The organism is Salinicoccus kekensis, assembly GCF_900220995.1.
GTDB classification, from domain to species: domain Bacteria; phylum Bacillota; class Bacilli; order Staphylococcales; family Salinicoccaceae; genus Lacicoccus; species Lacicoccus kekensis.
This window is the reverse complement of record NZ_OBQF01000006.1, coordinates 129,748-151,312: the sequence shown is the minus strand read 5'-3', so window position 1 is coordinate 151,312 and position 21,565 is coordinate 129,748. Positions and strand designations below refer to the sequence as shown.

The following is a 21,565-nucleotide window of genomic DNA, read 5'->3' as shown; positions in this document are numbered from 1 at the left end:
TGGTGGGGGTTCTATGAATCAATCAGTCAAAGGTGTATTACAAAGATTACAGAAGAAACATGATTTCGCGATCGTCGCATTGACCGGCATGATCAACAACCGGGGGAATTCCACCTTCAAGTGGAAGTATGTACTCGGAAGTGACAGTCAGCGCTGGAAAAGGATGGAGCTCAGAAAAGGGACGGGACTGCCGGGGGTCGTTTTGAAAACCGGTAAATCACTCGTAGTCCAGGATGTTTCCAAAATTTATAATCCGGAAGAGCTTTTCCGCTTCCCGATCCTTTATTTTGAAAATATCCAGGGTTTCGTTGCGATACCGATCTGGAATAATGATGAAGTCGTCATGGGGCTTGTCGTCCTGGGTGACAGAGCGCCGAGGCACATCAGTGAAGCAGAATACGAGGCCCTCAAGGCGGATGTTGAAAAAGATTTGCGAATAGAACTTTTAAAAGAGTTGATGCTGTATGAAAACACATGATCTGACATCGCTCCTCGAGGCGATGTTCCACCAGTCGAAAGAGATGATCCTTTTCGTCGACCGGCATGGTGAAATCGTCTATATGAATGCAGAAGCTGAAAAAACATTGGACTTAAGTGACTATGACCGCAATCAGTTCATCAATATATGCGGCCATTGCATGGGTATGGCAGCCAGCGGGGACCCGGACTGCACGACCTGCTTTTTGATGAGCAAAGAAAAACTGACTTTCCAGGTGTATATGCGCACACGTTACGGTAAGAGGGTCACATATATCGCCAATTTCCAGCAGATCGATCCGGAAAACAACATCAGCGTCTTTACTTTGAATCCGCTTTCAGAATTGATGAAGCAGCAGGAGTTCGAACATCAGAAATTGCTGACTCAGCGGATCATCCAGGCACAGGAAAATGAGCGTAAGCGGATTTCGAGGGATCTACACGACGGGGTCACACAGGAACTTTTGAATGTGCTGCTCGAGATGAGGCTGTTCAAATACACCAAGGACAGGGAAGAACTGGATGAAAAGATCGAGGACTCCGAAGAGATGCTCAGCCATCTGCTGGACTACATCCGGAACATCTCTGTTGAGCTGCGGCCTGCGAGCCTGGATGATCTGGGGGTTGAAGCTGCTTTGAAAACCCACTTCAAATGGCTTCAGAAGCAGTACGGCATACTGGTCGATTTCAACACTAACCTGAACAAGAAAAGATACCGTCCGGAGATTGAAACGGTCATCTACCGCATCATCCAGGAAGCGGCATTCAATGCCGTCAAATATTCCGGCAGTGATGAAATCATGGTGAACCTGAAGGAAGCGGGCTCCTATAACGGCATTGAAATCCATTTTGAAATCGAGGATGAAGGTGCCGGTTTCCTGATGGGAGCTGAACCTAAAGGTTCCGGGCTCGGCCTCTTCGGCATGCATGAGCGGATCAGCAGCGTGGACGGTGAACTGAATATAGACAGTGAGCCGGGCAGGGGCACCAAAGTCGAAGGATACATTCCTGTTGGGGAGAGGATCGTATGAAACTTGTAATAGCAGATGATCATGCCGTGGTGAGGACGGGTTTCACCATGCTCCTGAATTATCAGGAAGACATGGAAGTGATCGGGACGGCCGCTGACGGCAGACAGGCATTCGAGAAAGTCAAAGAACTTTCCCCGGATGTCCTGCTGCTGGATTTAAGCATGCCGCCGGGGGAATCCGGATTGTTCGCAGCAAGCAAGATACACGATGTATTCCCGGAAGTGAAAATATTGATACTTACGATGTATGACGACGAGGAGTATATCACGCATACATTCAAAAGCGGCGCGCTCGGATATATTTTGAAGAACTCACCGGACGATGAACTGATCAAAGCCATCAGGACCGTTGCCAAAGGTGAGCGCTACATCGATCCCGTCCTGATGAACGAATCATTCGAGAAATTCCTCGCCACTGATGAAATACCGGAGCATGACAAAGAACCGTTCAACATATTGACGCAGCGGGAACTGGAGATACTTCCGCTTGTCGCCAAAGGATACGGCAATAAAGACATCGCTGAAATGCTGTTCATTTCGGTCAAAACCGTCGAAGCGCACAAATCGAGGATCATGGATAAGCTGGACCTCGGTTCCAGGCCGGAACTCGTGGAATATGCGGTGAAGAAAAAACTGTTCGATATTTGATGTTAGGTGATGAGATTATGCAGGCAAATGAATTCAAATACAAAATAAAGGCACTCCGTATATTGGAAAATGAACACCACTACATCCGCCATCTGATGAACGAATGGTTCCAGTTCGTCCTGAAGTTCGAAAATGGCGATGTCTACAGCCGCCTCGAAGGCATGATGGCCATAAAAGAAATCCGGGAGAAATTGAAAGCGTTCCGCGGCCCTTTGAAAAAGCATCAGGAAAAAGAGGAGAAATATTTCTTTCCGATGCTCGGGGTCTACATCGGCTATGAACAGGGACCGATCCTGTCGATCGAGGAGGAACATGCGGAAATCGATGCCTACATCGACCACTTCCTGCACCATTCCGAACAGGTGTCCACAGAGATGGATGTCGGTACGATGCATGACATGGTGAAGGATACGATGGAGGCATATGAGGTTTTGATGGTACATATGGTCAAGGAAGAAGCGGTGCTGTTCGATATGGCTGAAAAGATGTTGAAGAAGATAGACGAAGAAGTGCTGCTCGAGCAGGTCAATACTCTGATAGTGGACTGAACGACATTTAGGGATTTCCCTCTTACAACGTTGCATGGGACGATTTATAATGAATATGTAAATAAAATCACAAACTAGTGAGGTTGATTGCATGTCAGAAACCATGGGGAAAAAACAGTTATTACTTCAGACATTCAGCTTATTGGTCGGGTTCATGGTATGGACGCTGCTTGCACCGTTATTTCCGGAAATTGTGAAGGACATCCCGGAAGCTGCCGCGCACCAGGCGTTGATCGTCGCGCTGCCGACCATCCTCGGTTCAATACTCAGGATTCCTTTCAGCATCATGACGAACAAGATCGGGGCAAGGATTGTATTTTTGGCGAGTTTCATATTCCTGATCATCCCGGTCTTTTATTTGAGTTTGGCCACAACGACCACCGACCTGATCATCGCCGCCGTATTCTTAGGTATCGGGGGCGCGACATTCAGCATCGGTGTCACCGCACTGCCGAAGTATTATGATAAGAACAAGCACGGCTTCGTCAACGGCGTCTACGGCATGGGGAACATCGGTACCGCAGTGACGAGTTTCGGTGCACCTGTGCTCGCAGGCATGCTCGGCGGCTGGCAGGCGGCTGTGCAGACTTACCTCATCGTGCTCGCATTGTTTGCGCTTCTTCAGTTCTTCCTCGGGGACAGAAGTGAAAAGAAAGTCAATCTGCCCCTCGGCAAGCAGTTCAGGGAAGCGATGTCCGACTACCGCTTCTATTTCCTGAATTACTGGTACTTCATCACTTTCGGCGTATTCGTTGCATTCGGCATCTTCCTGCCGAACTTCCTCGTCACCTTTTTCGACTTATCCACGGCGGATGCCGGTTTCAGGACAGCGGGTTTCATCGTGATTGCGACACTCCTCAGGCCTGTCGGCGGGCTGCTCGGTGATAAATTCGACCCGATCACGATGGTCATAGTGAGCTTCATCGGGCTGACACTCTCAGGGCTGCTCCTGTCATTCACCTACGAGAGCCTGATCATGTTCACGATCGGCTGTTTATTGACCTCGGTGTTTGCAGGCATCGGCAACGGCCTCGTGTTCAAATTCGTCCCGATGTACTTCTCGAACCAGGCGGGCATCGCCAACGGATTCGTTGCGATGATGGGCGGACTCGGGGGATTTTTCCCGCCGCTCGTCATGCAGTCGACATTCGAAGCGACGGGCACATATATGCTCGCATTCCACCTTTTGACCGGTGCCTGTGTGCTCGCTTTGTTTACAATGTTGTATTTGCGTAGTAAAGTTAAGGCAAATGCTATTTAGAGAGTGAAGATGATGAACCGATATTCAAGACAGACTTTATTCAATAAAATAGGCAGTGAAGGTCAGCGCCTCATCCAGTCCCGGACGGTACTCATCGTCGGGACGGGGGCGCTTGGTTCGCTTTCAAGCGAAATGCTGGCGCGTGCCGGTGTGAAGAAACTCATACTGGTGGACCGGGATTATGTGGAGCTGTCGAACCTGCAGAGGCAGACGCTCTTCACCGAAGATGATGCCAACGCCAAAATCCCGAAAGTGATCGCGGGGGCGGAGCGGCTGAAGGATATCCGGAGCGATATCGAAATCGACACGCATATCGCCCATGCGGATGCGCTGCTGCTGGAATCCCTTGCCAAGGAAGCGGACCTGATACTGGACGGCACGGATAACTTCGATACACGCATGCTCATCAACGATGTGGCATTCAAGACCGGCACGCCGTGGGTGTATGCCGCATGTGTCGAAGCTTCATACTCGAGCTGCGGTTTTGTGCCGGGTGTGACGCCGTGCTACAGATGCCTGGTGCCAGTGCTGCCGACGACCACCCTGACATGCGACACCGTGGGTGTCATTTCCCCGGCGGTCCATATGGCGGTGTCGGAACAGGTGACGACGGCGTTCAAGATCATGACAGATCAGTTCAGTGCCCCGTTCCATATGCGCATGGGCAACGTGTGGGATATGGACCATATGAAGTTCAAGATTGACGGCATGAAGGAAGAAGCGTGTGCAACGTGCGGCACGCATGAATATCCGGAGCTTGAAGTCAGTGATGTCTCAAACATGTCGATGCGCCTGTGCGGCCGGGATACGGTCCAGTACATCGATGAACGGCTGACGCAGGAAATCGTCGTCGGGGCGTTGAATGACCGGAACATACCGATGCATGAAACACCTTATTTCGTGGAATTCAGATATGATGACTACCGCATCGTCAGTTTCAACAACGGGCGTTTATTGATCCATGGTGCAGACCAGACCAATAAAGCCCGGACGATCGTGAATCAATTATTCGGATAGGAGAGTTGACATGAGCATAGTGGAGAGGATTGACCGTGACATCAATGTCGCCGTGATCACCGTGAGTGACACAAGGACGGTGGAGACCGACAAAGGCGGCAGGCTGGTGCAGGAATACCTGGCAGAAATCAATACAGTGGTGAAAGAAGAACATTATACAATCGTCAAGGATGACGAAGCTTCGATCAAAGAGGCGGTGACCGGCATGCTCGAAGCCGGCGTGGATGCCGTCATCACTACAGGCGGCACCGGCATCGCAGCAAGGGACGTGACGATCGAGGCTGTGCGCACATTTTTCGATAAGGAAGTTGAAGGATTCGGTGAAATTTTCCGGATGCTGAGCTATACGGAAGACATCGGCTCGAGAAGCATTTTATCCAGAGCCGTCGCCGGCACCCATGGCAGCCAGGTCATCATCTCGATGCCCGGTTCGAGCGGTGCGGTGAAGCTTGCGATGGAAAAACTCGTCGTGCCCGAGCTGAACCACCTCGTCTTTGAAGTGACGAAGGAAAACTGATCGAAGAATTCCGCCTGCATCCGTGTGGGCGGATTTTTTGTGGGTTGATACAGGTGGGGCGCTGCTCATTTGGAGGTGGAAACCCTTCTGAATGAGCAGGCTGCGTCAAAACCTGCTTATTCAGCTTCAGAAATCATCGTGAATGAGCAGCCTGCGTAAAAATCTGCTTACTCAGCCTCGGAAATCACTGTGAATGAGCAGTCGGCGCAAATATCTGCTTACTCAGCCTCGGAAATCCTCGTGAATGAGCAGACGGCACATAAAACTGCTCACTCATCATATATTTCAATGACGAATGAGCAGCCGATCATACAATACCTTTATTCCGCAACATAATCCCCGGATTTGCCGCCGGACTTCGAGACGAGTTTCGTCTCATGGATGACCATGCCCTTATCGAGTGCCTTGCACATATCATAGACCGTGAGGGCTGCAGCGCTTGCCGCCGTCAGGGCTTCCATCTCGACGCCGGTCTGGCCTTTGGTCTTCACTTCCGTGACGATGTTCAGGAAGATTCCTTTCTCCGTGTCCCATCTGAATGAGATATCCACTCCGGATAATGACAGGGGGTGGCACATCGGGATGATCTGGTGTGTATTTTTTGCAGCCATGATGCCTGCGATCTGGGCGACGGAAAGCACGTCGCCCTTTTTGATCTGGCCTTCCGTGATCGCGGTGTAGATTTCTTCGGTCACTTCGACCGAACACTGGGCCTTCGCGATCCTGACCGACACTTCCTTATTTGAGACGTCGACCATTTTGGCGCGTCCTTCTTCGTTAAAATGAGTAAATTCTGCCATTCCAACCATCCTTTCTAGTACAATAGAGTATAACAGAAAAAGTTTTTGGAAAGTAGGAGATCCAATGTCTTTGAATAGAAAACCAATACCCGTAAACGATGCAGTGGCATTAGTTTTGGAGAACATAACGCTGATGGATACAGAAACCGTGTCATACCTTGATGCGCATGACCGGATCCTTGCCAATGACCTGGTCGCAACACATGATGTACCCCTGTTCACAAAATCCGCGATGGACGGCTTTGCCATCCGGGCGCGTGATTCCGAAGGGGCGAGCGGGGACAACCGCATCCCTTTCAAAGTGGTCGAAGAGGTGCCTGCGGGTTCCACAAGCGATTATGAGCTGCAGCCGAATGAAGCGTTCCGCATCATGACCGGTGCCGAAATTCCGGAGAGTGCGGATACGGTGGTCATGTTCGAACAGGCGAAGGAGACGGAGGATGGCTTCACAGTACGTAAAACTTTCACGTCCGGCGACAACATCGCGGTGCAGGGCGAGGAGTCCAAAAAAGGGGACGTCATCCTCGAAAAAGGCGCCTTGATCAACCCGGGGACGGTCGCAGTGCTTGCGACATTCGGCTACAGCGAAGTCGAAGTGTTCAAAAAGCCTGAAGTCGGCGTATTATCGACCGGCAGTGAGCTGCTTGATGTCAATGAACCCCTCGTTCGTGGTAAAATAAGAAACTCGAACTCACCGATGATCCTCGCCCAGCTGAAGCGTGCAGGCATCGAAGGGAAGAGATATCATCTGCAGAGTGACGACCTGGAAACACTGTATGAGAACATCAATGATATGCTCGAGGAAGTGGACATCATCATCACGACGGGCGGTGTTTCCGTCGGCGATTATGACCTTCTCCCTAAAATATACGACAAGCTCGGTGCCGAAGTGCTCTTCAACAAAGTCGCCATGCGGCCGGGCAGTGTGACCACGGTGAGCAGGCTCGGTGACAAGATGCTGTTCGGTCTGAGCGGCAACCCTTCCGCCTGCTATTCCGGATTCGAGTTGTTCGTCCGCCCGGCAATCCAGGCGATGATGTCTTCGGAGAAGGTCTATGCACCGTTCATCGATGCTGAACTGGATGAGGATTTCACAAAACCGAACCCGTTCACCCGCTTCATACGGGCGGAGATCCACTATGTGGACGGCAAAGTCTATGCGAAGCCATCCGGCTTCAACAAGTCGAACGCCGTGACATCGATTGCGAAAAGCAACGGCGTCATCGTCCTGCCAGGCGGAACACGCGGCTTTGAAAAAGGTGACGCGGTCAAGGTAATGATGACGGATGTGACCTCGGGTTCGGACAATTTCGGAGTGAAGTAGATGAAGATACTGCAGGTCACAGGCTTTAAAAACAGCGGTAAAACGACCACGGTCAACCGCATGGTCGAATACTTGAAGGCAGAGGGCCGCAAGGTTGCGGTCATCAAGCATCATCACCGCGACGAAGTGCATGACGCGGGCACCGATACTGGGAAATTCATCAGAAGCGGAGCGGACGTCACCCTGCTCAATACACCGGGCACGGTGATGACCGTTGAAAATAAAGCCCCGGACCTTCATGCGCAGATTGAAAGCTTATCGGACAGGGTGGAGTTTATTCTGATTGAAGGCTATAAAGAAGAGGACTATCCAAAGGTATTCATGGAATATTCCTTTAAAAGTGGTCACACAAAGTTAACTAATATCAGTCTTCGGAATGTGTTAAAAACGTTTGATATACGTTATGATGAGGAGTATATCATGACTTGGTTCAAAGAATGGAGTAAGGATGAATGAAACAGTTTGAAGTAGTGGAGACACCACTCGAACCCACGGCTTACCACAAGTTCGTATTAAACGAAAAGCAAGGTGCGATATGTACATTCACCGGACACGTCAGGGAATGGACTAAAGGCACCCAAACCATATATCTGGAATATGAGGCATATATTCCGATGGCTGAAAAAATGCTCGCCCAAATCGGGGATGAGATTTCCGAGCGCTGGCCTGGTGTACTGACTTCGATCGGGCACCGCATCGGCAAGCTCGACATCTCCGATATTGCGGTTGTCATCGCAACGAGTTCGCCGCACAGGGCGGACAGCTACAGGGCAAACGAGTATGCAGTCGAACGCCTGAAGGAAATCGTTCCAATTTGGAAAAAAGAAATATGGTCTGATGGTGAGGAATGGATCGGGGATTCACGCCACTATCATTCCAGTGTAAAGGAGAATGAATCATGAAAGTGATGCTTTTTGCCGGGCTGAAAGAAAAGGCGGGCAACCAGGTGATCGAGCTGGAAACAGAAGGCTCGATGAAAGTGTCTGACCTTAAAGCGCGTATTTACGCAGATTATCCATCGCTTGAAGGTGAAGTATTCCAGGTGGCGAGCAACGAAGCATTCGTCAAGGACAATCATACTTTGACGAGCGGAGACACGATCGCGCTGATCCCGCCTGTGAGCGGCGGCTGATGAAGACGGTCGGCGTCGTCCTTGCCGGGGGGAAGTCCACCCGGTTCGGCGAACAGAAGAGTTTGTATGAATTCGACGGCAGGAAGATGTACGAGCATGTCCATGACCGCCTAGAGGCATCCGGGCTGTGTGATGAAATCATCGTCAGCACCAATAAGACACTTGAGCCGCATATCGACGGCAGGACTGTTGTCGACGATGAGAAATACGAAGACCACGGGCCGCTCGGGGGTCTTTATGCGGTCAGGAAAGCCTTTCCTGAGGACAGGCTCCTGATCATATCATGCGATACACCGTTCGTTTCGACGGAATGGCTGAAAACCCTCCATGAGAGGGCGGCCGCTGAACCGGAACGCATCATCGTTTCAGCGGAAGGCGAGAAGCTGCACCCGACGATCGGAATCTTTCAGGGTGCAGCACTCAAGAGTGACCTGGAGCACCAGCTGCAGTCGAAAAAGCTGAGCTTCAAGGCGTTTTTTGAAAATCAGGATGTGAGTGTGCTGGATATCCGGGAAACCGGGGAAAGTCCGGACATATTCAGGAATATAAATTATAAAACAGATATAGAATGAGGAGGGATGCTATGACCCAGCAAATTACAGACAAATTCGGAAGACCGATCAGGGACCTCCGGATTTCTGTCACGGACAGATGTAATTTCAGATGCCGCTACTGCATGCCTAAGGAAATTTTCGGCGATGACTTCGAGTTCATGAAAAGGGACCAGCTGCTGTCCTTTGAAGAGCTTGAGAGGATTGCCAGAATATATGCAGGCATGGGCGTTAAAAAACTTCGCATCACCGGTGGTGAACCTTTGCTCCGTAAAGATCTGCATGAGCTGATTGCAACACTCAACGGAATCGGAGGCATTGAAGACATCGGGCTGACGACTAACGGCCTGCTGCTTAAAAAACACGGCCAGAAATTATATGATGCCGGGCTGCGCAGGCTGAACATCAGTCTGGACGCCCTTGATGATGAACTGTTCGGTCAGATCAATGACCGGGGCATCGGCACATCGAGGATACTGGAACAGATCAAATATGCACAGTCCATCGGATTTGAAATCAAGATCAACATGGTGGTCCAGAAAGGTCTGAACGACCACGAAATCGTGCCGATGACGCGGTACTTCAAAGATCTTGACGGCATCACACTCCGTTTCATCGAGTTCATGGACGTCGGCAACGACAACGGCTGGAACTTCGATAAAGTGATCACCAAAAAGGAAATAATGGAGATGCTTGAAGCTGAGGGTGAGTTCGACCTTGAACCGCTCAACCCGAAGTATTACGGTGAAGTGGCCAAAGTCTACCGCCATAAGGATGCGGAATCCTATATAGGATTCATCACAAGCGTATCCGAGAGTTTCTGTTCGACATGCACACGTGCAAGATTATCATCGGACGGCAAGTTCTACGGCTGCCTGTTCGCAGTCGACGGTTTCGACATCAAGACGCTGATGCGCCAGGGCATCGATGATGATGAGCTGACGGATATACTCACAGGTGTATGGAATGAGCGTGACGACCGCTATTCCGAGATCAGGACCGAAATCACCGAAGAGAGCAGGAATGCACGCAAGAAGATCAATATGAGTTATATAGGTGGATAGGAGAGAAACGTGAAGGGCACCTTCACGTTTTTTTCAAATTTTTTATTGGGAAGCGTTATAGATGAAGTTGGAATACCCTAGGAAATGGTTGATTTCATTTGCGGTCATATCTTTGATGATCGTCATATTTTATATTCTTTTCGGACATCATCTTTCACTGATCTTGTCCGATTTCATCGTCGGTGATCAAGTGCTGCCGATGGAGCATCTCATCTGGATGCTTGTATTTTTTGCAGCGTTCGTCTCAATGCGGGCCATCTACAAGTATGTCACGGCATACGTGGCGAATTCGCGCATGGCATCGCTCGGCGACCGTCTGCTTCAGCGGGTGGACGATACGACGAATAAAAAGTCGGAATCTTTTTTGAACGCACTCTTCATACATATGGAGAAGTACCGTCCTTTTGAGAGTGTCTTCATCCCGACTATCGTGAATACGATGGTGAAGCTCATTGTCATCATCATCGCTTTGTTCTTCGTCCATATGAACGCCGCCATCATACTGCTTTTGACGGCGCCTTTCGTGCCGCTTTATTACGTGCTGGTCGGCCTTCAGACAAGGGACGAGGCCTACAGGCAGGCCTCCCAGTTCGATGATATGGGCACATTGTTTCTGAACCTGGTGCGGGGCAAGGATACGGTGCGCAACACCGGTTCAGACGGCACGGTCAGTGCAAAGCTTGATGAGAATAATGAAGATTTCGTCTCCCAGACGATGAAGATCCTGAAATTCGCATTCCAGTCCTCATTGATGCTCGAGTTCATCACCATACTCGGCATCGGTCTGGTGGCGCTCGAGTTGGGACTTCAGATCATCTTCTTTGAGAACATAACATTTTATGCGGCATTCTTCACCCTGCTGCTTGCACCGGAATTCTACAATGCCCTGAAGGTGCTCGGGGTGGAATTCCATAACGGCCAGCTGGCAAGGGGCCACAAGGATAAGATCAACGAATGGCTCAAGCAGCCGGGCCAGGCACCGGAATACAGGACGCCTACGAACGACGGGGCTGCGGTGGCGCTCCGTGACGTGGAAATCGGCTTTCCGGACAATACACTGATCCGGGACGTCAATATTGGATTCGAACCGAATACCATCAACGCCATCACCGGTCCTTCCGGCGGGGGCAAGACGACACTGCTCCGGTCGATTGTCGGCCTGATGCCGCCGCTTGCAGGTGAGGTCAGGGTGGCCTCGTATGACATCGGCTATATTTCAGATGATATTTATTTCAATGACAGCACCTTATATGAATACCTTTCGGACGGGGCTGCATCTGAAGAGGCGGTCATCGGGATACTCGAAGATCTGAAGCTTGCGGGAAGCGTCTCAAAGCTGAAGGAAGGCATCCATACGCCGATCATCAACAACAACGTGCCTTTTTCAGGGGGGGAGATCGTCCGGCTGAAAATCGCAAGGGTGCTGTTGAAGCGGCCTCACATCATCGTGATGGATGAACCGACGGAGTTTCTCGATGCGGAGACTGAAAGCCTGATACTCAAGTATCTGGAAGGGTTCAAGGCGTTTTCGACCATCATTGCGGTCGTGCACCGCAGGAGGCTCCTCGGCATCAGCGACACCCACCATCATCTCGAAAATGGACAGATCAGAAGAGGTGATATTTGATGAGCTATCTCAAAAATGAAAAAAAACACATCATCTACAGCATCATCCTCGGGGTGATCGGCAGCCTGATCGGCATTTCGATTTTTGCGTTGAGCGGTTATATGATCAGCCTGAGCTTCTTTGAACCGCCGATATTCGTCATCCTCTTCATCATTGCCGTAATCAAACTGTTCGGCATGGCGAAGGGCGGACTGAAATATTTGGAGCGGCTCTTATCACACAACTCCACGTTCAAGCTGATTTCAAGGATGCGCTCGCGCTACTTCGAATCATCGCTGAACAGTGATGAAGATATGCACAGCGTCAGGTTCATCCAGACGTTGAGCAGGTATTTCGAGGACATCGAGGATTATTACATCACGATCATCTATCCGTATATCACGGCGGCGCTCGTATCGGTATTCGTCATCCTGCTGGCGGGGCTGATTGATGTGCAGATCGTGATCACGGCATTGGTGCTCTCACTCATCATGCTCGTATTTTTCCCACTCATATTCAGTATATGGCATGAAAAAATCGATGCAGATTACAGGACGCTCGATCAAAACGCTTTTTTGAAGACTTACCAGTTCATCCACGGTTTCACCGACCTTTTCATCGACAATAAGGATAAGGCGGTGCAGAGCGAAATTTCCGGGCAGCTGGATTCGATAAGGCGCAATAAAAACAAGGAGAGCCTGAAAGAGGCGGTCATCGAGCTCCTCACGGGGCTTGCACAGATTGGCACCATCGTCCTGATCATCTTCCTCATGCAGAATGATGAGGTATTCCTGATCCCTATGCTGATCCTGCTCGTCATCAGCTATTTTGAAGTGCTGACCCCGGTCGTCGAACCGGCGGGCCGCTTCTTCAACACGCACAGGAAAGTCGGCGAGATTGAACGTCCGGCTCCTGGTGCGGCTGACGGCAGGAAGATTTCGGACGAAGGCATCACGCTTGAAAATGTTTCCTACAAATATCCTGCCGGTGCATATGAGGCGTTGTCCGATGTGGACATCACCGTGGATCCCGGCGAGAAGCATGCCATCATCGGCAGCAGCGGCTCGGGCAAGACCACCCTGCTCAATCAGATCATCGGGCAGAAGGATATGGCCGTCATGCCCCAGCATCTTGATTTCTACAACGCGACCATACGGGATAACCTGACGATGTTCGGCCACTTCGAATCTTCCGATGTGGAGATGGAGCACCTGCTTGCCGGGTTTGAGCTTGAACATTTCAAGCTGGATGATTTCATCTACTTCACCGGACAATTATCCGGCGGGGAGAAGAAACGGCTGCATCTGATCCGTATGATCCTTGAAGATAAGGACTGGTGGGTGCTGGACGAACCTTCGGCCAAGCTGAACCGCGAGCTGCAGGAAAAAGTGTGGCGGAAGATATTCAACACACCTACAGTGATCATCAGCACACACGATCTGTCCCATCTGGACCAATTCGATGTCATCCATTTCATGGAGGCCGGCCGCATCATCGAAAGCGGCGGTTATGGTGAGCTCATGGCCCGCGGGGGCGCCACTGCCGAAGCGGTGAGGCGCTTTGCGGAATATTTGTAGGGGACCCTGCGCCATGCTACACTTAACAGGATAAAAAGGAGGGTCACCATGAAAAAATACGCTATCGTAACGGACTCGGCAGCCGGGCTGGAACAGTCCTTCATTGATGAACACGACATCAAAGTGCTGCCGATGTCAGTGATCGTTGAAGGGATCGCCTACAAGGAAGGTCTTGACAAGTCCGTGGCTGAAATATATGAATTATTGAAAGAGAGCGGTGAAGGCGCGAAAACATCGCAGCCGACCATCGGTGAATTCATGGAAATCTTCAATGAGATTGAAGAAAATGATGAATATGATTCCATCATTTCAATCCATGCATCAAGTGAGCTGACCGGCACATATCAGAGTGCGCTCAGCGTCTCGGAAGAGATTGAGAAACCGGTCACGGTCATCGATTCCAAATTCGGGAGCTACCCGATGGGGCAGATGGTGGCCCGTGCTGTTGAAGGCCGCAGGAACGGTGAAAGTCTGGAAGAAGTTGAAGCGGAGATCAATGAAATCATCAGGAATTCACAGCTGTACCTGCTGCCGCACAGCTTTTCACAACTGAAGAAGAGCGGCCGGGTGTCAGCTTCCCAGTCGATGCTTGCCTCTTTACTCAAAGTGCAGCTGCAGCTCAAGTTCGAAGACGGCAAAGTCGTGGTGGGCCATAAAGTGAGGACGAAGAAGAAGATGGGTTCCCATATGCTGGAAGTGCTGGAGGGCCATATGAAGAAAGATGGACTCGAGACGCTTGCCGTCGTCTATGCAGGGGACCGGTCGCTTGCAGATGAATGGGAAAAGGCAGTCCGTGAGGCTCTGCCGGACTTGAAGCTTGTCTTTGAGCCCCTCGTCACAGTGGCAGGTGTGCATGTGGGACACGGGACAATCGCTTTCGGACTGATCAAGGGCAGATGAAAAAAACCACTCAGCTCAATGCTGAGTGGTTTTTAATTTATTTAAATTCGAGTCGATCTGCTTCAATGTATCCAGAAGGCCCTGGATTTCATCTGCTTCGAGAGACAGATTATCGATGAACAAGGTGTGCCGCCTGCCGATCTTCTCCTCCAGCTCTTTCCCTGCCTCGGTTGCTGTGATGTATACATGCCTTTGATCATAAATATCCTTCTCGCGTTTCACATAGCCCGCGGATTCGATGCGTTTGACCAAAGGGGAGACTGTTGCGTTATCCAGCTGCAGCAGTTCTGCAACAGATTTCAAGTTGAGCTTCTCATGCTGCCACAGAAGTGTCAGAACGAGATACTGTGTATATGTCAAATCAGTGTCATGCAATACATGGTCGGAATAGAAGCGGTTCACCCGACGCTGGATATTGTACAGGTTGAAGCAAAGTCTATCATCCAAATTTGAATTATCCATCATAACACCACCTTAATTTCCTCTGAAAAGCCTGCTATTCATATTATATGACAAAAGTATATGTGATTTCAATATAAGTTTATATACATCTGAAAATCCATTGAAATATAAGTTCATCTTTAATAGTATTTACATCTGCATATGTGGTAAAATACTCTTAATTATTAACTTTTGGTGGAGGTGACCGCAATTGGGAAGGCAATTTTGAAAGCTGGCTTATTATTTACGCTGTTAAGTGATGATTATGTCCCTCACAATGACTCAATATTGCACAATCGCGGTCAAAAATTACCGGAGGTGAATCCCTTTTAGGGAACATTTTGGACATATCAACCTTATTAAATTTAGCTTTATTCGTATTATTAATATTACTGACAATGCTGTTTGTCGGTTCTGAATTCTCATTGGTGAAGGCGAGACAGTCACGTCTCGATAATCTGATAGATGAAGGGAACAAGAAAGCTGCCCTGGTCAAATCCATGACACAGAAGCTCGATTATTACCTGTCGGCCTGTCAGCTTGGAATCACAGTGACGGCACTTGGACTCGGGTGGATCGGTGAGTCGACGTTTGAAGTGATCCTTCACCCGTTGTTCAATCTGATTGGAATACCTGAAGATTTAACGACGCCGTTTGTCGTGGCAGCGGCTTTTGCCATCGTCACATTCATCCATGTCGTGGTCGGGGAACTCGCCCCAAAGACTGTGGCGATACAATATGCAGAAAAGATGGCCATGGCTTTCGCAAGGCCGATGTATTTCTTCGGAGTGATCATGAAGCCGCTCATCTGGTCCATGAATGGAACTTCGAGATTTTTACTGAGGCTCGTCGGTTTCAAGGATATGCCCACTGAGCAGGCGCATTCGGAGGAAGAACTGAAGATCATCATGACGAACAGCTATCAGAGTGGTGAAATCAATCAGACGGAACTCGCTTATATGCAGAACATCTTTTCATTCGATGAAAGGCTCGCAAAAGATATCATGGTCCCGAGGACCCAGATGATCACACTGACGGAGCCGGTCGGGATTGATGATGTACTTGCTGCTGTGAAGGAACATAACTATACCAGGTATCCGATCACGGATGACAGCGGAGATAAGGACCAGATCATCGGTTTCATCAACGTCCGTGAATTTTTGACGAACCATGTATCGAACAGCAACCTGGAACCCGAAAACTATATACATGAAATTCCGCTCATCACCGAAGTGTCACGCATCAGTGATGCACTGATCAAAATGCAGCGCGAACGTGTGCATATCGCTTTGATCATCGATGAATACGGCGGCACCGCCGGGATGATCACGATGGAGGATATACTTGAAGAAATCGTCGGGGAAATCCGTGATGAATTCGATGATGATGAAGAACCCGATATCGTCAAGGTCGAGGACAACATCTACCATATCAACGGGCGTGTCCTCATTGACGACCTCCGTGACGATTTCGGAATCGAGTTCGAAAACAGTGAGGACATCGATACGATCGGCGGATGGATGCAGAGCATCAACGCGGATATCGATGTTGATGATTACATCAATACCGAGAAAGATAAATGGATTGTACTGGAAGCCGACAATCATACAATCAAACTGGTCGCACTTATGAAAGGCTATAATGTGGCACATGATGATGATCAGGAAGATGAAGATAATTAACGGCATAGCCTGAAAACCGCTGAATCACATTCAGCGGTTTTTTGTATCTGTATCAATCCTCATACCGCAGGCAACCCTGTGCGTTTCATGATCATCTTTCGATGGAATAATGGTAAAATCATAGATGAGGGGTGAGGCTATGGGTTTTTTTGAATTTTTGATTGCAACTGTACCGGTCATACTTTTTTTCTCCATCCCGCTTTATGCGATCAAAAGGGGTTCGGATCAAAAGGATGAGAAACTGAAGATCAAGCAGTTGAAGGAAGAGAAGGAACTGGAGATGCTGAAGCAGGAGAATTACCTGCTTGAAAACAAACAGATGCGCCTTGAGCTCGATCAGATCAAGGAACAGCGGGCGCTGAAGGAAGAAAACAGGATAAAAGAAGATAAGTGGCTGATCCGTGACAGTGAAGACAAGGAAATGTAGGTGTTTTGGAAATGGGTTTTTTTGATGTCATCATGGGGCTCGTCGGTCTCGGCGGCCTTGGAATCGTCAGTCTGGCTGGTGTCGCTTTTTACGGCATACGCAGAGACTACGATCAGGAAAAAGAGAAGCTGCAGCTGCAGAAGATGATGGAAGAGAGAAAACTTGAAGAGATCAGGCAGGAGAACTATTTACTTGAAAATGAAGATATGCGGAAAGAGCTTGAAGAAATCAGGGCGGAAAGGCTTGCCGGCGGGAATGACCGCAGGCGCTGGCTGATAGAAGAGACGAAGTCCGCTCCGGACAAATAAAACCTGAGCGCCTTTTGGCCTCAGGTTTTAGTCATCTTTAAATTATCTTCTTCTGTTGGCATCTTTTGCAGACTTATCTTTGCTGAATGCTTTGAGTATCAAAGAAATCACAAGAATAAGAATGATGGCACCGATCAGTCCGCCGATGATGCTGACACCGCCGATTTCCGGTCCGATACCGAGTCCGAGTGCGTTACCGATGGAGGCACCAACCAGCCCGGCAATGATGTTGCCGATAATGCCGAAAGGAACGTCTTTGCCTAAAATTGCTCCTGCAGCCCAGCCGATTAGTCCGCCGACTATTAGAGTTATAATCCAACCCATTTTGAAGTCCTCCTTAAAATAAATATGAATACTTTATTATTGATGTCTCTAAAAATAAGATACCCTTTGAGAGGACTTTTAACCGTCATTGTTATATTTAAAATAATTCTGAAAATGGGTGGATGCCCTTTTCAAACGATAAAATCCTTGAACATATGCTAAAATGTAGAAAAACAAAAGGAAACACTGAAAAATTATGAAAATACTTATGATAGATAATTACGATTCATTCACATATAATCTTGTTCATTACATGGAATCCAACCCTTATGGCGTGGAGATCATGGTGAAGACCCCGGACCTTTTGCATGAAGTCTCCGCCGGGCCGGAAAACATCATCGGCATCATCATTTCACCCGGCCCGTCACATCCCGCCGACCGGCAGGATGTGATTGATTTCGTCTCGCGGCATTGGGGCCTGCTGCCGATATTCGGCATTTGTCTCGGCCACCAGATGTTATGGCATATGACCGGAGGCAAGGTGATCCGCGGGGAACGACCGGTCCACGGCCATACGTACGATATCTCCCATACGGGGAAATTCATATTTGAGGATGTGGGCATGCCGCTGACCGTAACGCGATACCACTCACTGGTTTGTGCGGGGGAGAGCAGTGAATTCGAGATCACCGCAAAATCAGACGATGGCGTGAATATGGCGATCCAGCATGTGAAGTATCCGATCTACGGGGTCCAGTATCATCCTGAAGCCATCCTCTCATCGGATGGCAGGAAACAATTATTCAATTTTATCAATATCGCATTGGAGGCCTGACAGTGCACGTACATTCGAAATTCAAAAGAAATTCAAGAGTCCGTGATTTGTACTTCATCGATCCTGTGCTGACGATGACCGAAAAAACGCATCGTCTTGCGGATGCGCTCACGGCGGCGGAAGGTTATATGAATGAGGGATATTATGTGATCAGTGCGGTCACGTACGAATCCTTCGCCCCTGAGGGTGAGCAGTTCATCATCGGCGTGTTTGAAGATGCCTGTGACCATGAGACCTTCCTTGCAGCAAGAGAAGTCGGATCTTATGAAATGACCGAGCCGGAGTTCACGCAATCCCGTGATGAGATCATTAAAAATATCGAGCAGGTCAGGGAATATATCCGCGACGGCCACACCTACCAGGTCAACTATACAGCCAGGCTGAAAGGGAAGTTCCGCGGGGACGGGCACACTTTATTCGAAACATTGATGTCTGCAAATAACGGGGACTACGCGATGTATGTCGAATATGGGGACGAACAGATCATCAGCTGTTCACCTGAACTGTTCTTTGAAGTTGATGCAGGCAGGACGATCAGGACGCGTCCAATGAAGGGGACGGCACCGCGGGGCGGAAGCAGGACCGAGGATGAGGAGAACCGCAGGTTTTTGGAAGAATCGAAGAAGGACATGGCGGAAAATGTGATGATTGTGGACCTGCTCCGGAATGACATTTCAAAGGTGGCGGCCAAAAACAGCGTGAACGTGCCGGCACTTTTCACGATAGAGGAATATGCGACGGTCTTCCAGATGACCTCCACCGTCGAGGCGGAACTGAAGGCGGGCGTCGGCATCAACGATATAATGGCAGGACTGTTCCCGTGCGGCTCGATCACCGGTGCACCCAAGACCTCGACGATGAACATCATCAATGCCCTCGAGGCCACAGAAAGGAAATATTACTGCGGCACACTCGGCATAATGTATCCGGGCGGGGAAATGGTTTTCAACGTCCCCATCAGGACACTTTATGTCAACGGTGGGGAATACGTCTACGGCGCGGGCGGCGGCATCACATATGATTCCATACCGGCTTCGGAATATGATGAGATTGTCGCGAAGACGGCTTTTTTGAAAAATGCCCAGTTTGAATTGATCGAGTCGATGCGGCTTGAGGACGGAGTTGTGGCACGTATCGGCCACCATGCGGCGCGTCTCCGGTCATCAGCTGAAAATTTTAAATTCAAACCGGCGGACTTCATCGGAGAAGTCCGTCATTATGTGGAATCCCGCGGCCTGATGCACGGCCTGTATAAGCTCCGGGTGACGCAGGATCGCCACGGGAACCTGGAGATTTCCCATTCGTCCATATCGGATGAAGAAACTTCCCGCGCCCTGCTGCATCAGGAACCGTTGTCCGGAGCGCCGGAATTCATTGAGAATAAGACGACGGTAAGGTATCATTACACAATACCGGACGATGATTTCAAAATCGTTTTATACTATAATGAAAAACGACAGCTGACAGAATTCAATATAGGCAATCTCGTCATCCAGGAGGACGGGGAGTACTTCACGCCATCTGAAAATACCGGTATTTTGAACGGTGTGATGAGGCGGACCCTGTTGGATGAGGGAAACATCATTGAGAAAGATTACACGGTGGATGACTTCATCGAGAAGTACGAAGCAGGCGGGATTTCCATCCATCTGATTAATAGTGTCCGTGGTTGGCTGAAGATCAGACTAACAATACAGAGGTGAAAAGATGTTAACTTTTTTGCTGATACTGCTGCTGATCGGTATCGTACTATTCACACATTTTGTCGTAACATATCTAATTGAAAATAACCTTAAGATGATTGGTGTACTGGTCGGCTTTGTCGGTCTGATCGCAGCGATGATGATCGTTTATTTCATCATGACCAATATTACCGGATTCGTAGCCGGGGAACTGGACTTTTTCTATAATGATTAATTTTTTGGGGGGAAGAAGATGTTTTTTGCCAATGGTGACCGTGCAGTTACATATCAGCAGAATGAAGTTATTGAGGCAGCGGTGCTCGAACGTCTGAACAATGCATTCAATAAGACGGAACACGTATATCTGAACGAGATGATCACAACCGAGCATACACTGACTTTCATGTATGAGCCCGTGACGGTCATGGAAGCCCACAATACGATTGAACCTTGTGATATCGTAGTGGAGGAAGCACGCAATTTTCTAATTGAGAAGGGGTTTTTAAAGTGAGTTTAATCATTCAGGACAGCGGCCTGTTTTCAATCGTTCAAAGCTTGGATAAAAGACCTTCATCAAGAGGAAGCGAATATAACGGTGCATGTGACAGACTTGCACATCAGCTGGCGAACCAGCTTGTCGGAAACGCGGCGAACGACCTGACCATCGAGATGACGGTCAGGCCGGCAACGATCAAGTTCACGGAGCCGACGATCATCGCATATTCAGGTGCAGAATTCGTCGGGCGCTGCAATGACCAGCAGGTCCATCCGAACAGGATTTACTTTTTCGACCGCGGTGATGTTTTGGAATTCGTGGATACCCCGAGAGGCAACAGGATTTATCTGGCGGTGGCGGGCGGCATCGAAGCCGAAGGTTCCAACATCTTGAAATCTGGTGATGAAGTGGTGATGTGCCGGGACTACACCGTCCGGCATGACGAACTGTTCAATATGCTGCGCAATAAGAATATGGTGAACTGGGGCGTGGACATTTACTCACTCGTTGAAATATACATCTCAGACCTCTTCCACATCGTCAGGCGTCCGGATGTGAGCGATGAAGTGTATGAAATGCTGGAAAATGCGGAATTCACCGTCTCAAAAGAGAAGAACAGGGTGTCGCTGCACCTGACGGGTAAGAAAATCACTCCGGCACCTTCCAACATCGTGCATCCCGGCATCAAAGGCGGATTGTATCTAGCGGACGGTGCACCGATACTTGCACTGAATGACTTCAATCAGTCGACGACGGCTGAACATATCGGGACGATACCTTCTTATCATATGCATAAATTGTCGCAGAAGCGGACAGGATCCAGGCTGAAATTCAAAGTGATCGACTGTGGTGACTCACATGCAAATCTTTACGCCCAGGACTTGTGGGTGAAGAGCCTTTTCAAAGCGATTGACTATAAATTATCAAAAGAACTGGTCAAGGAAAAAATGTAAAGCGGAACATCTGGAGCATTTCCAG

General features: G+C 49.3%; 27 protein-coding genes. 24 read left to right on the top strand and 3 right to left on the bottom strand.

Translation table 11 applies throughout. The features are described from left to right. The first annotated feature begins 13 nt into the window (after positions 1 to 13). From CRN96_RS11630 to CRN96_RS11600, 7 genes are all read left to right on the top strand, one after another. Positions 14 to 478, top strand: coding sequence for a GAF domain-containing protein (locus tag CRN96_RS11630; protein WP_097042358.1), 465 nt, complete (start codon positions 14 to 16; stop codon positions 476 to 478). Next, entirely contained in the window at positions 465 to 1,508 is a 1,044-nt protein-coding gene (locus CRN96_RS11625; RefSeq protein ID WP_097042356.1) for a sensor histidine kinase, read from the top strand. The genes CRN96_RS11630 and CRN96_RS11625 overlap by 14 nt, the downstream gene beginning before the upstream one ends. Continuing rightward, entirely contained in the window at positions 1,505 to 2,155 is a 651-nt protein-coding gene (locus CRN96_RS11620; RefSeq protein WP_097042354.1) for a response regulator, read from the top strand. Before CRN96_RS11625 ends, CRN96_RS11620 begins: the two co-directional genes overlap by 4 nt. Before the next feature lie 17 nt (positions 2,156 to 2,172). Beyond that, entirely contained in the window at positions 2,173 to 2,703 is a 531-nt protein-coding gene (locus CRN96_RS11615) for a hemerythrin domain-containing protein (protein WP_097042351.1), read from the top strand. Between the two features lie 103 nt (positions 2,704 to 2,806). Continuing rightward, a complete protein-coding gene (locus tag CRN96_RS11610) occupies positions 2,807 to 3,964 on the top strand; it encodes a nitrate/nitrite transporter (protein ID WP_245844683.1) in 1,158 nt (385 codons plus the stop codon). Positions 3,965 to 3,973: 9 nt separating this feature from the next. Continuing rightward, positions 3,974 to 4,981, top strand: coding sequence for a ThiF family adenylyltransferase (locus CRN96_RS11605; protein WP_097042346.1), 1,008 nt, complete (start codon positions 3,974 to 3,976; stop codon positions 4,979 to 4,981). 10 nt (positions 4,982 to 4,991) lie between these two features. Then, the gene (locus tag CRN96_RS11600) at positions 4,992 to 5,498 is read left to right on the top strand and encodes a MogA/MoaB family molybdenum cofactor biosynthesis protein (RefSeq protein ID WP_097042344.1); all 507 of its coding nucleotides are present in this window, start codon (positions 4,992 to 4,994) and stop codon (positions 5,496 to 5,498) included. 320 nt (positions 5,499 to 5,818) lie between these two features. Here CRN96_RS11600 and moaC read toward each other — a convergent pair whose 3' ends face one another. After that, positions 5,819 to 6,298, bottom strand: a complete 480-nt coding sequence (moaC, locus tag CRN96_RS11595) for a cyclic pyranopterin monophosphate synthase MoaC (protein WP_097042342.1) — start codon at positions 6,296 to 6,298, stop codon at positions 5,819 to 5,821. Positions 6,299 to 6,362: 64 nt separating this feature from the next. On the opposite strand from moaC, the gene CRN96_RS11590 reads away from it, so the two are divergent. From CRN96_RS11590 to CRN96_RS11550, 9 genes are all read left to right on the top strand, one after another. After that, positions 6,363 to 7,622 (top strand): molybdopterin molybdotransferase MoeA, encoded by a 1,260-nt coding sequence (locus tag CRN96_RS11590; RefSeq protein ID WP_097042340.1) that lies wholly within the window; start codon positions 6,363 to 6,365, stop codon positions 7,620 to 7,622. Continuing rightward, on the top strand, positions 7,623 to 8,078 hold the full coding sequence (mobB, locus tag CRN96_RS11585; RefSeq protein ID WP_097042338.1) for a molybdopterin-guanine dinucleotide biosynthesis protein B: 456 nt from the start codon (positions 7,623 to 7,625) through the stop codon (positions 8,076 to 8,078). It abuts the gene before it with no gap. Next, a complete protein-coding gene (locus CRN96_RS11580) occupies positions 8,075 to 8,524 on the top strand; it encodes a molybdenum cofactor biosynthesis protein MoaE (RefSeq protein ID WP_097042336.1) in 450 nt (149 codons plus the stop codon). The genes mobB and CRN96_RS11580 overlap by 4 nt, the downstream gene beginning before the upstream one ends. After that, positions 8,521 to 8,754 (top strand): MoaD/ThiS family protein, encoded by a 234-nt coding sequence (locus CRN96_RS11575; protein ID WP_097042334.1) that lies wholly within the window; start codon positions 8,521 to 8,523, stop codon positions 8,752 to 8,754. The genes CRN96_RS11580 and CRN96_RS11575 overlap by 4 nt, the downstream gene beginning before the upstream one ends. Further along, positions 8,754 to 9,326 (top strand): molybdenum cofactor guanylyltransferase, encoded by a 573-nt coding sequence (mobA, locus tag CRN96_RS11570; protein ID WP_097042331.1) that lies wholly within the window; start codon positions 8,754 to 8,756, stop codon positions 9,324 to 9,326. Before CRN96_RS11575 ends, mobA begins: the two co-directional genes overlap by 1 nt. Positions 9,327 to 9,337: 11 nt before the next feature. Next, positions 9,338 to 10,369 carry a GTP 3',8-cyclase MoaA gene (moaA, locus tag CRN96_RS11565; protein ID WP_097042329.1) on the top strand — a complete coding sequence of 344 codons (1,032 nt, stop codon included), beginning with the start codon at positions 9,338 to 9,340 and terminating at the stop codon, positions 10,367 to 10,369. Positions 10,370 to 10,430: 61 nt separating this feature from the next. Next, positions 10,431 to 11,996: an ATP-binding cassette domain-containing protein gene (locus tag CRN96_RS11560; protein ID WP_097042328.1), complete on the top strand. Its 1,566-nt coding sequence runs from the start codon at positions 10,431 to 10,433 to the stop codon at positions 11,994 to 11,996. Continuing rightward, positions 11,996 to 13,552, top strand: a complete 1,557-nt coding sequence (locus CRN96_RS11555; protein ID WP_097042326.1) for an amino acid ABC transporter ATP-binding/permease protein — start codon at positions 11,996 to 11,998, stop codon at positions 13,550 to 13,552. The genes CRN96_RS11560 and CRN96_RS11555 overlap by 1 nt, the downstream gene beginning before the upstream one ends. Before the next feature lie 48 nt (positions 13,553 to 13,600). Beyond that, entirely contained in the window at positions 13,601 to 14,452 is an 852-nt protein-coding gene (locus CRN96_RS11550; protein ID WP_097042324.1) for a DegV family protein, read from the top strand. A 15-nt stretch (positions 14,453 to 14,467) separates the two neighbouring features. On the opposite strand, the gene CRN96_RS11545 is transcribed toward CRN96_RS11550, so the two are convergent. Beyond that, positions 14,468 to 14,914: a MarR family winged helix-turn-helix transcriptional regulator gene (locus CRN96_RS11545; protein WP_179647209.1), complete on the bottom strand. Its 447-nt coding sequence runs from the start codon at positions 14,912 to 14,914 to the stop codon at positions 14,468 to 14,470. 320 nt (positions 14,915 to 15,234) lie between these two features. Between CRN96_RS11545 and CRN96_RS11540 the strand changes: the two genes are divergently transcribed. The 3 genes from CRN96_RS11540 to CRN96_RS11530 all read left to right on the top strand — a co-directional run bounded on the left by CRN96_RS11540 (position 15,235) and on the right by CRN96_RS11530 (position 17,310). Continuing rightward, positions 15,235 to 16,575, top strand: a complete 1,341-nt coding sequence (locus tag CRN96_RS11540) for a hemolysin family protein (protein WP_097042319.1) — start codon at positions 15,235 to 15,237, stop codon at positions 16,573 to 16,575. Positions 16,576 to 16,714: 139 nt separating this feature from the next. Continuing rightward, entirely contained in the window at positions 16,715 to 17,002 is a 288-nt protein-coding gene (locus CRN96_RS11535; protein ID WP_097042317.1) for a hypothetical protein, read from the top strand. 11 nt (positions 17,003 to 17,013) lie between these two features. After that, entirely contained in the window at positions 17,014 to 17,310 is a 297-nt protein-coding gene (locus CRN96_RS11530) for a hypothetical protein (RefSeq protein WP_097042315.1), read from the top strand. 42 nt (positions 17,311 to 17,352) lie between these two features. On the opposite strand, the gene CRN96_RS11525 is transcribed toward CRN96_RS11530, so the two are convergent. Continuing rightward, positions 17,353 to 17,634 (bottom strand): GlsB/YeaQ/YmgE family stress response membrane protein, encoded by a 282-nt coding sequence (locus tag CRN96_RS11525; protein WP_097042313.1) that lies wholly within the window; start codon positions 17,632 to 17,634, stop codon positions 17,353 to 17,355. Positions 17,635 to 17,842: 208 nt separating this feature from the next. Between CRN96_RS11525 and CRN96_RS11520 the strand changes: the two genes are divergently transcribed. From CRN96_RS11520 to CRN96_RS11500, 5 genes are read left to right on the top strand one after another with little or no spacing between them, the layout of a single operon-like run. Then, entirely contained in the window at positions 17,843 to 18,409 is a 567-nt protein-coding gene (locus tag CRN96_RS11520; protein ID WP_245844679.1) for an anthranilate synthase component II, read from the top strand. A 2-nt stretch (positions 18,410 to 18,411) separates the two neighbouring features. After that, the gene (gene pabB, locus CRN96_RS11515) at positions 18,412 to 20,112 is read left to right on the top strand and encodes an aminodeoxychorismate synthase component I (protein WP_097042309.1); all 1,701 of its coding nucleotides are present in this window, start codon (positions 18,412 to 18,414) and stop codon (positions 20,110 to 20,112) included. 4 nt (positions 20,113 to 20,116) lie between these two features. Further along, on the top strand, positions 20,117 to 20,326 hold the full coding sequence (locus tag CRN96_RS11510; protein WP_097042307.1) for a hypothetical protein: 210 nt from the start codon (positions 20,117 to 20,119) through the stop codon (positions 20,324 to 20,326). An 18-nt stretch (positions 20,327 to 20,344) separates the two neighbouring features. Further along, positions 20,345 to 20,602, top strand: coding sequence for a hypothetical protein (locus CRN96_RS11505; protein ID WP_097042305.1), 258 nt, complete (start codon positions 20,345 to 20,347; stop codon positions 20,600 to 20,602). After that, positions 20,599 to 21,540 carry a 5-oxoprolinase subunit C family protein gene (locus CRN96_RS11500; protein WP_097042304.1) on the top strand — a complete coding sequence of 314 codons (942 nt, stop codon included), beginning with the start codon at positions 20,599 to 20,601 and terminating at the stop codon, positions 21,538 to 21,540. Before CRN96_RS11505 ends, CRN96_RS11500 begins: the two co-directional genes overlap by 4 nt. The last annotated feature ends 25 nt before the right edge of the window (positions 21,541 to 21,565 follow it).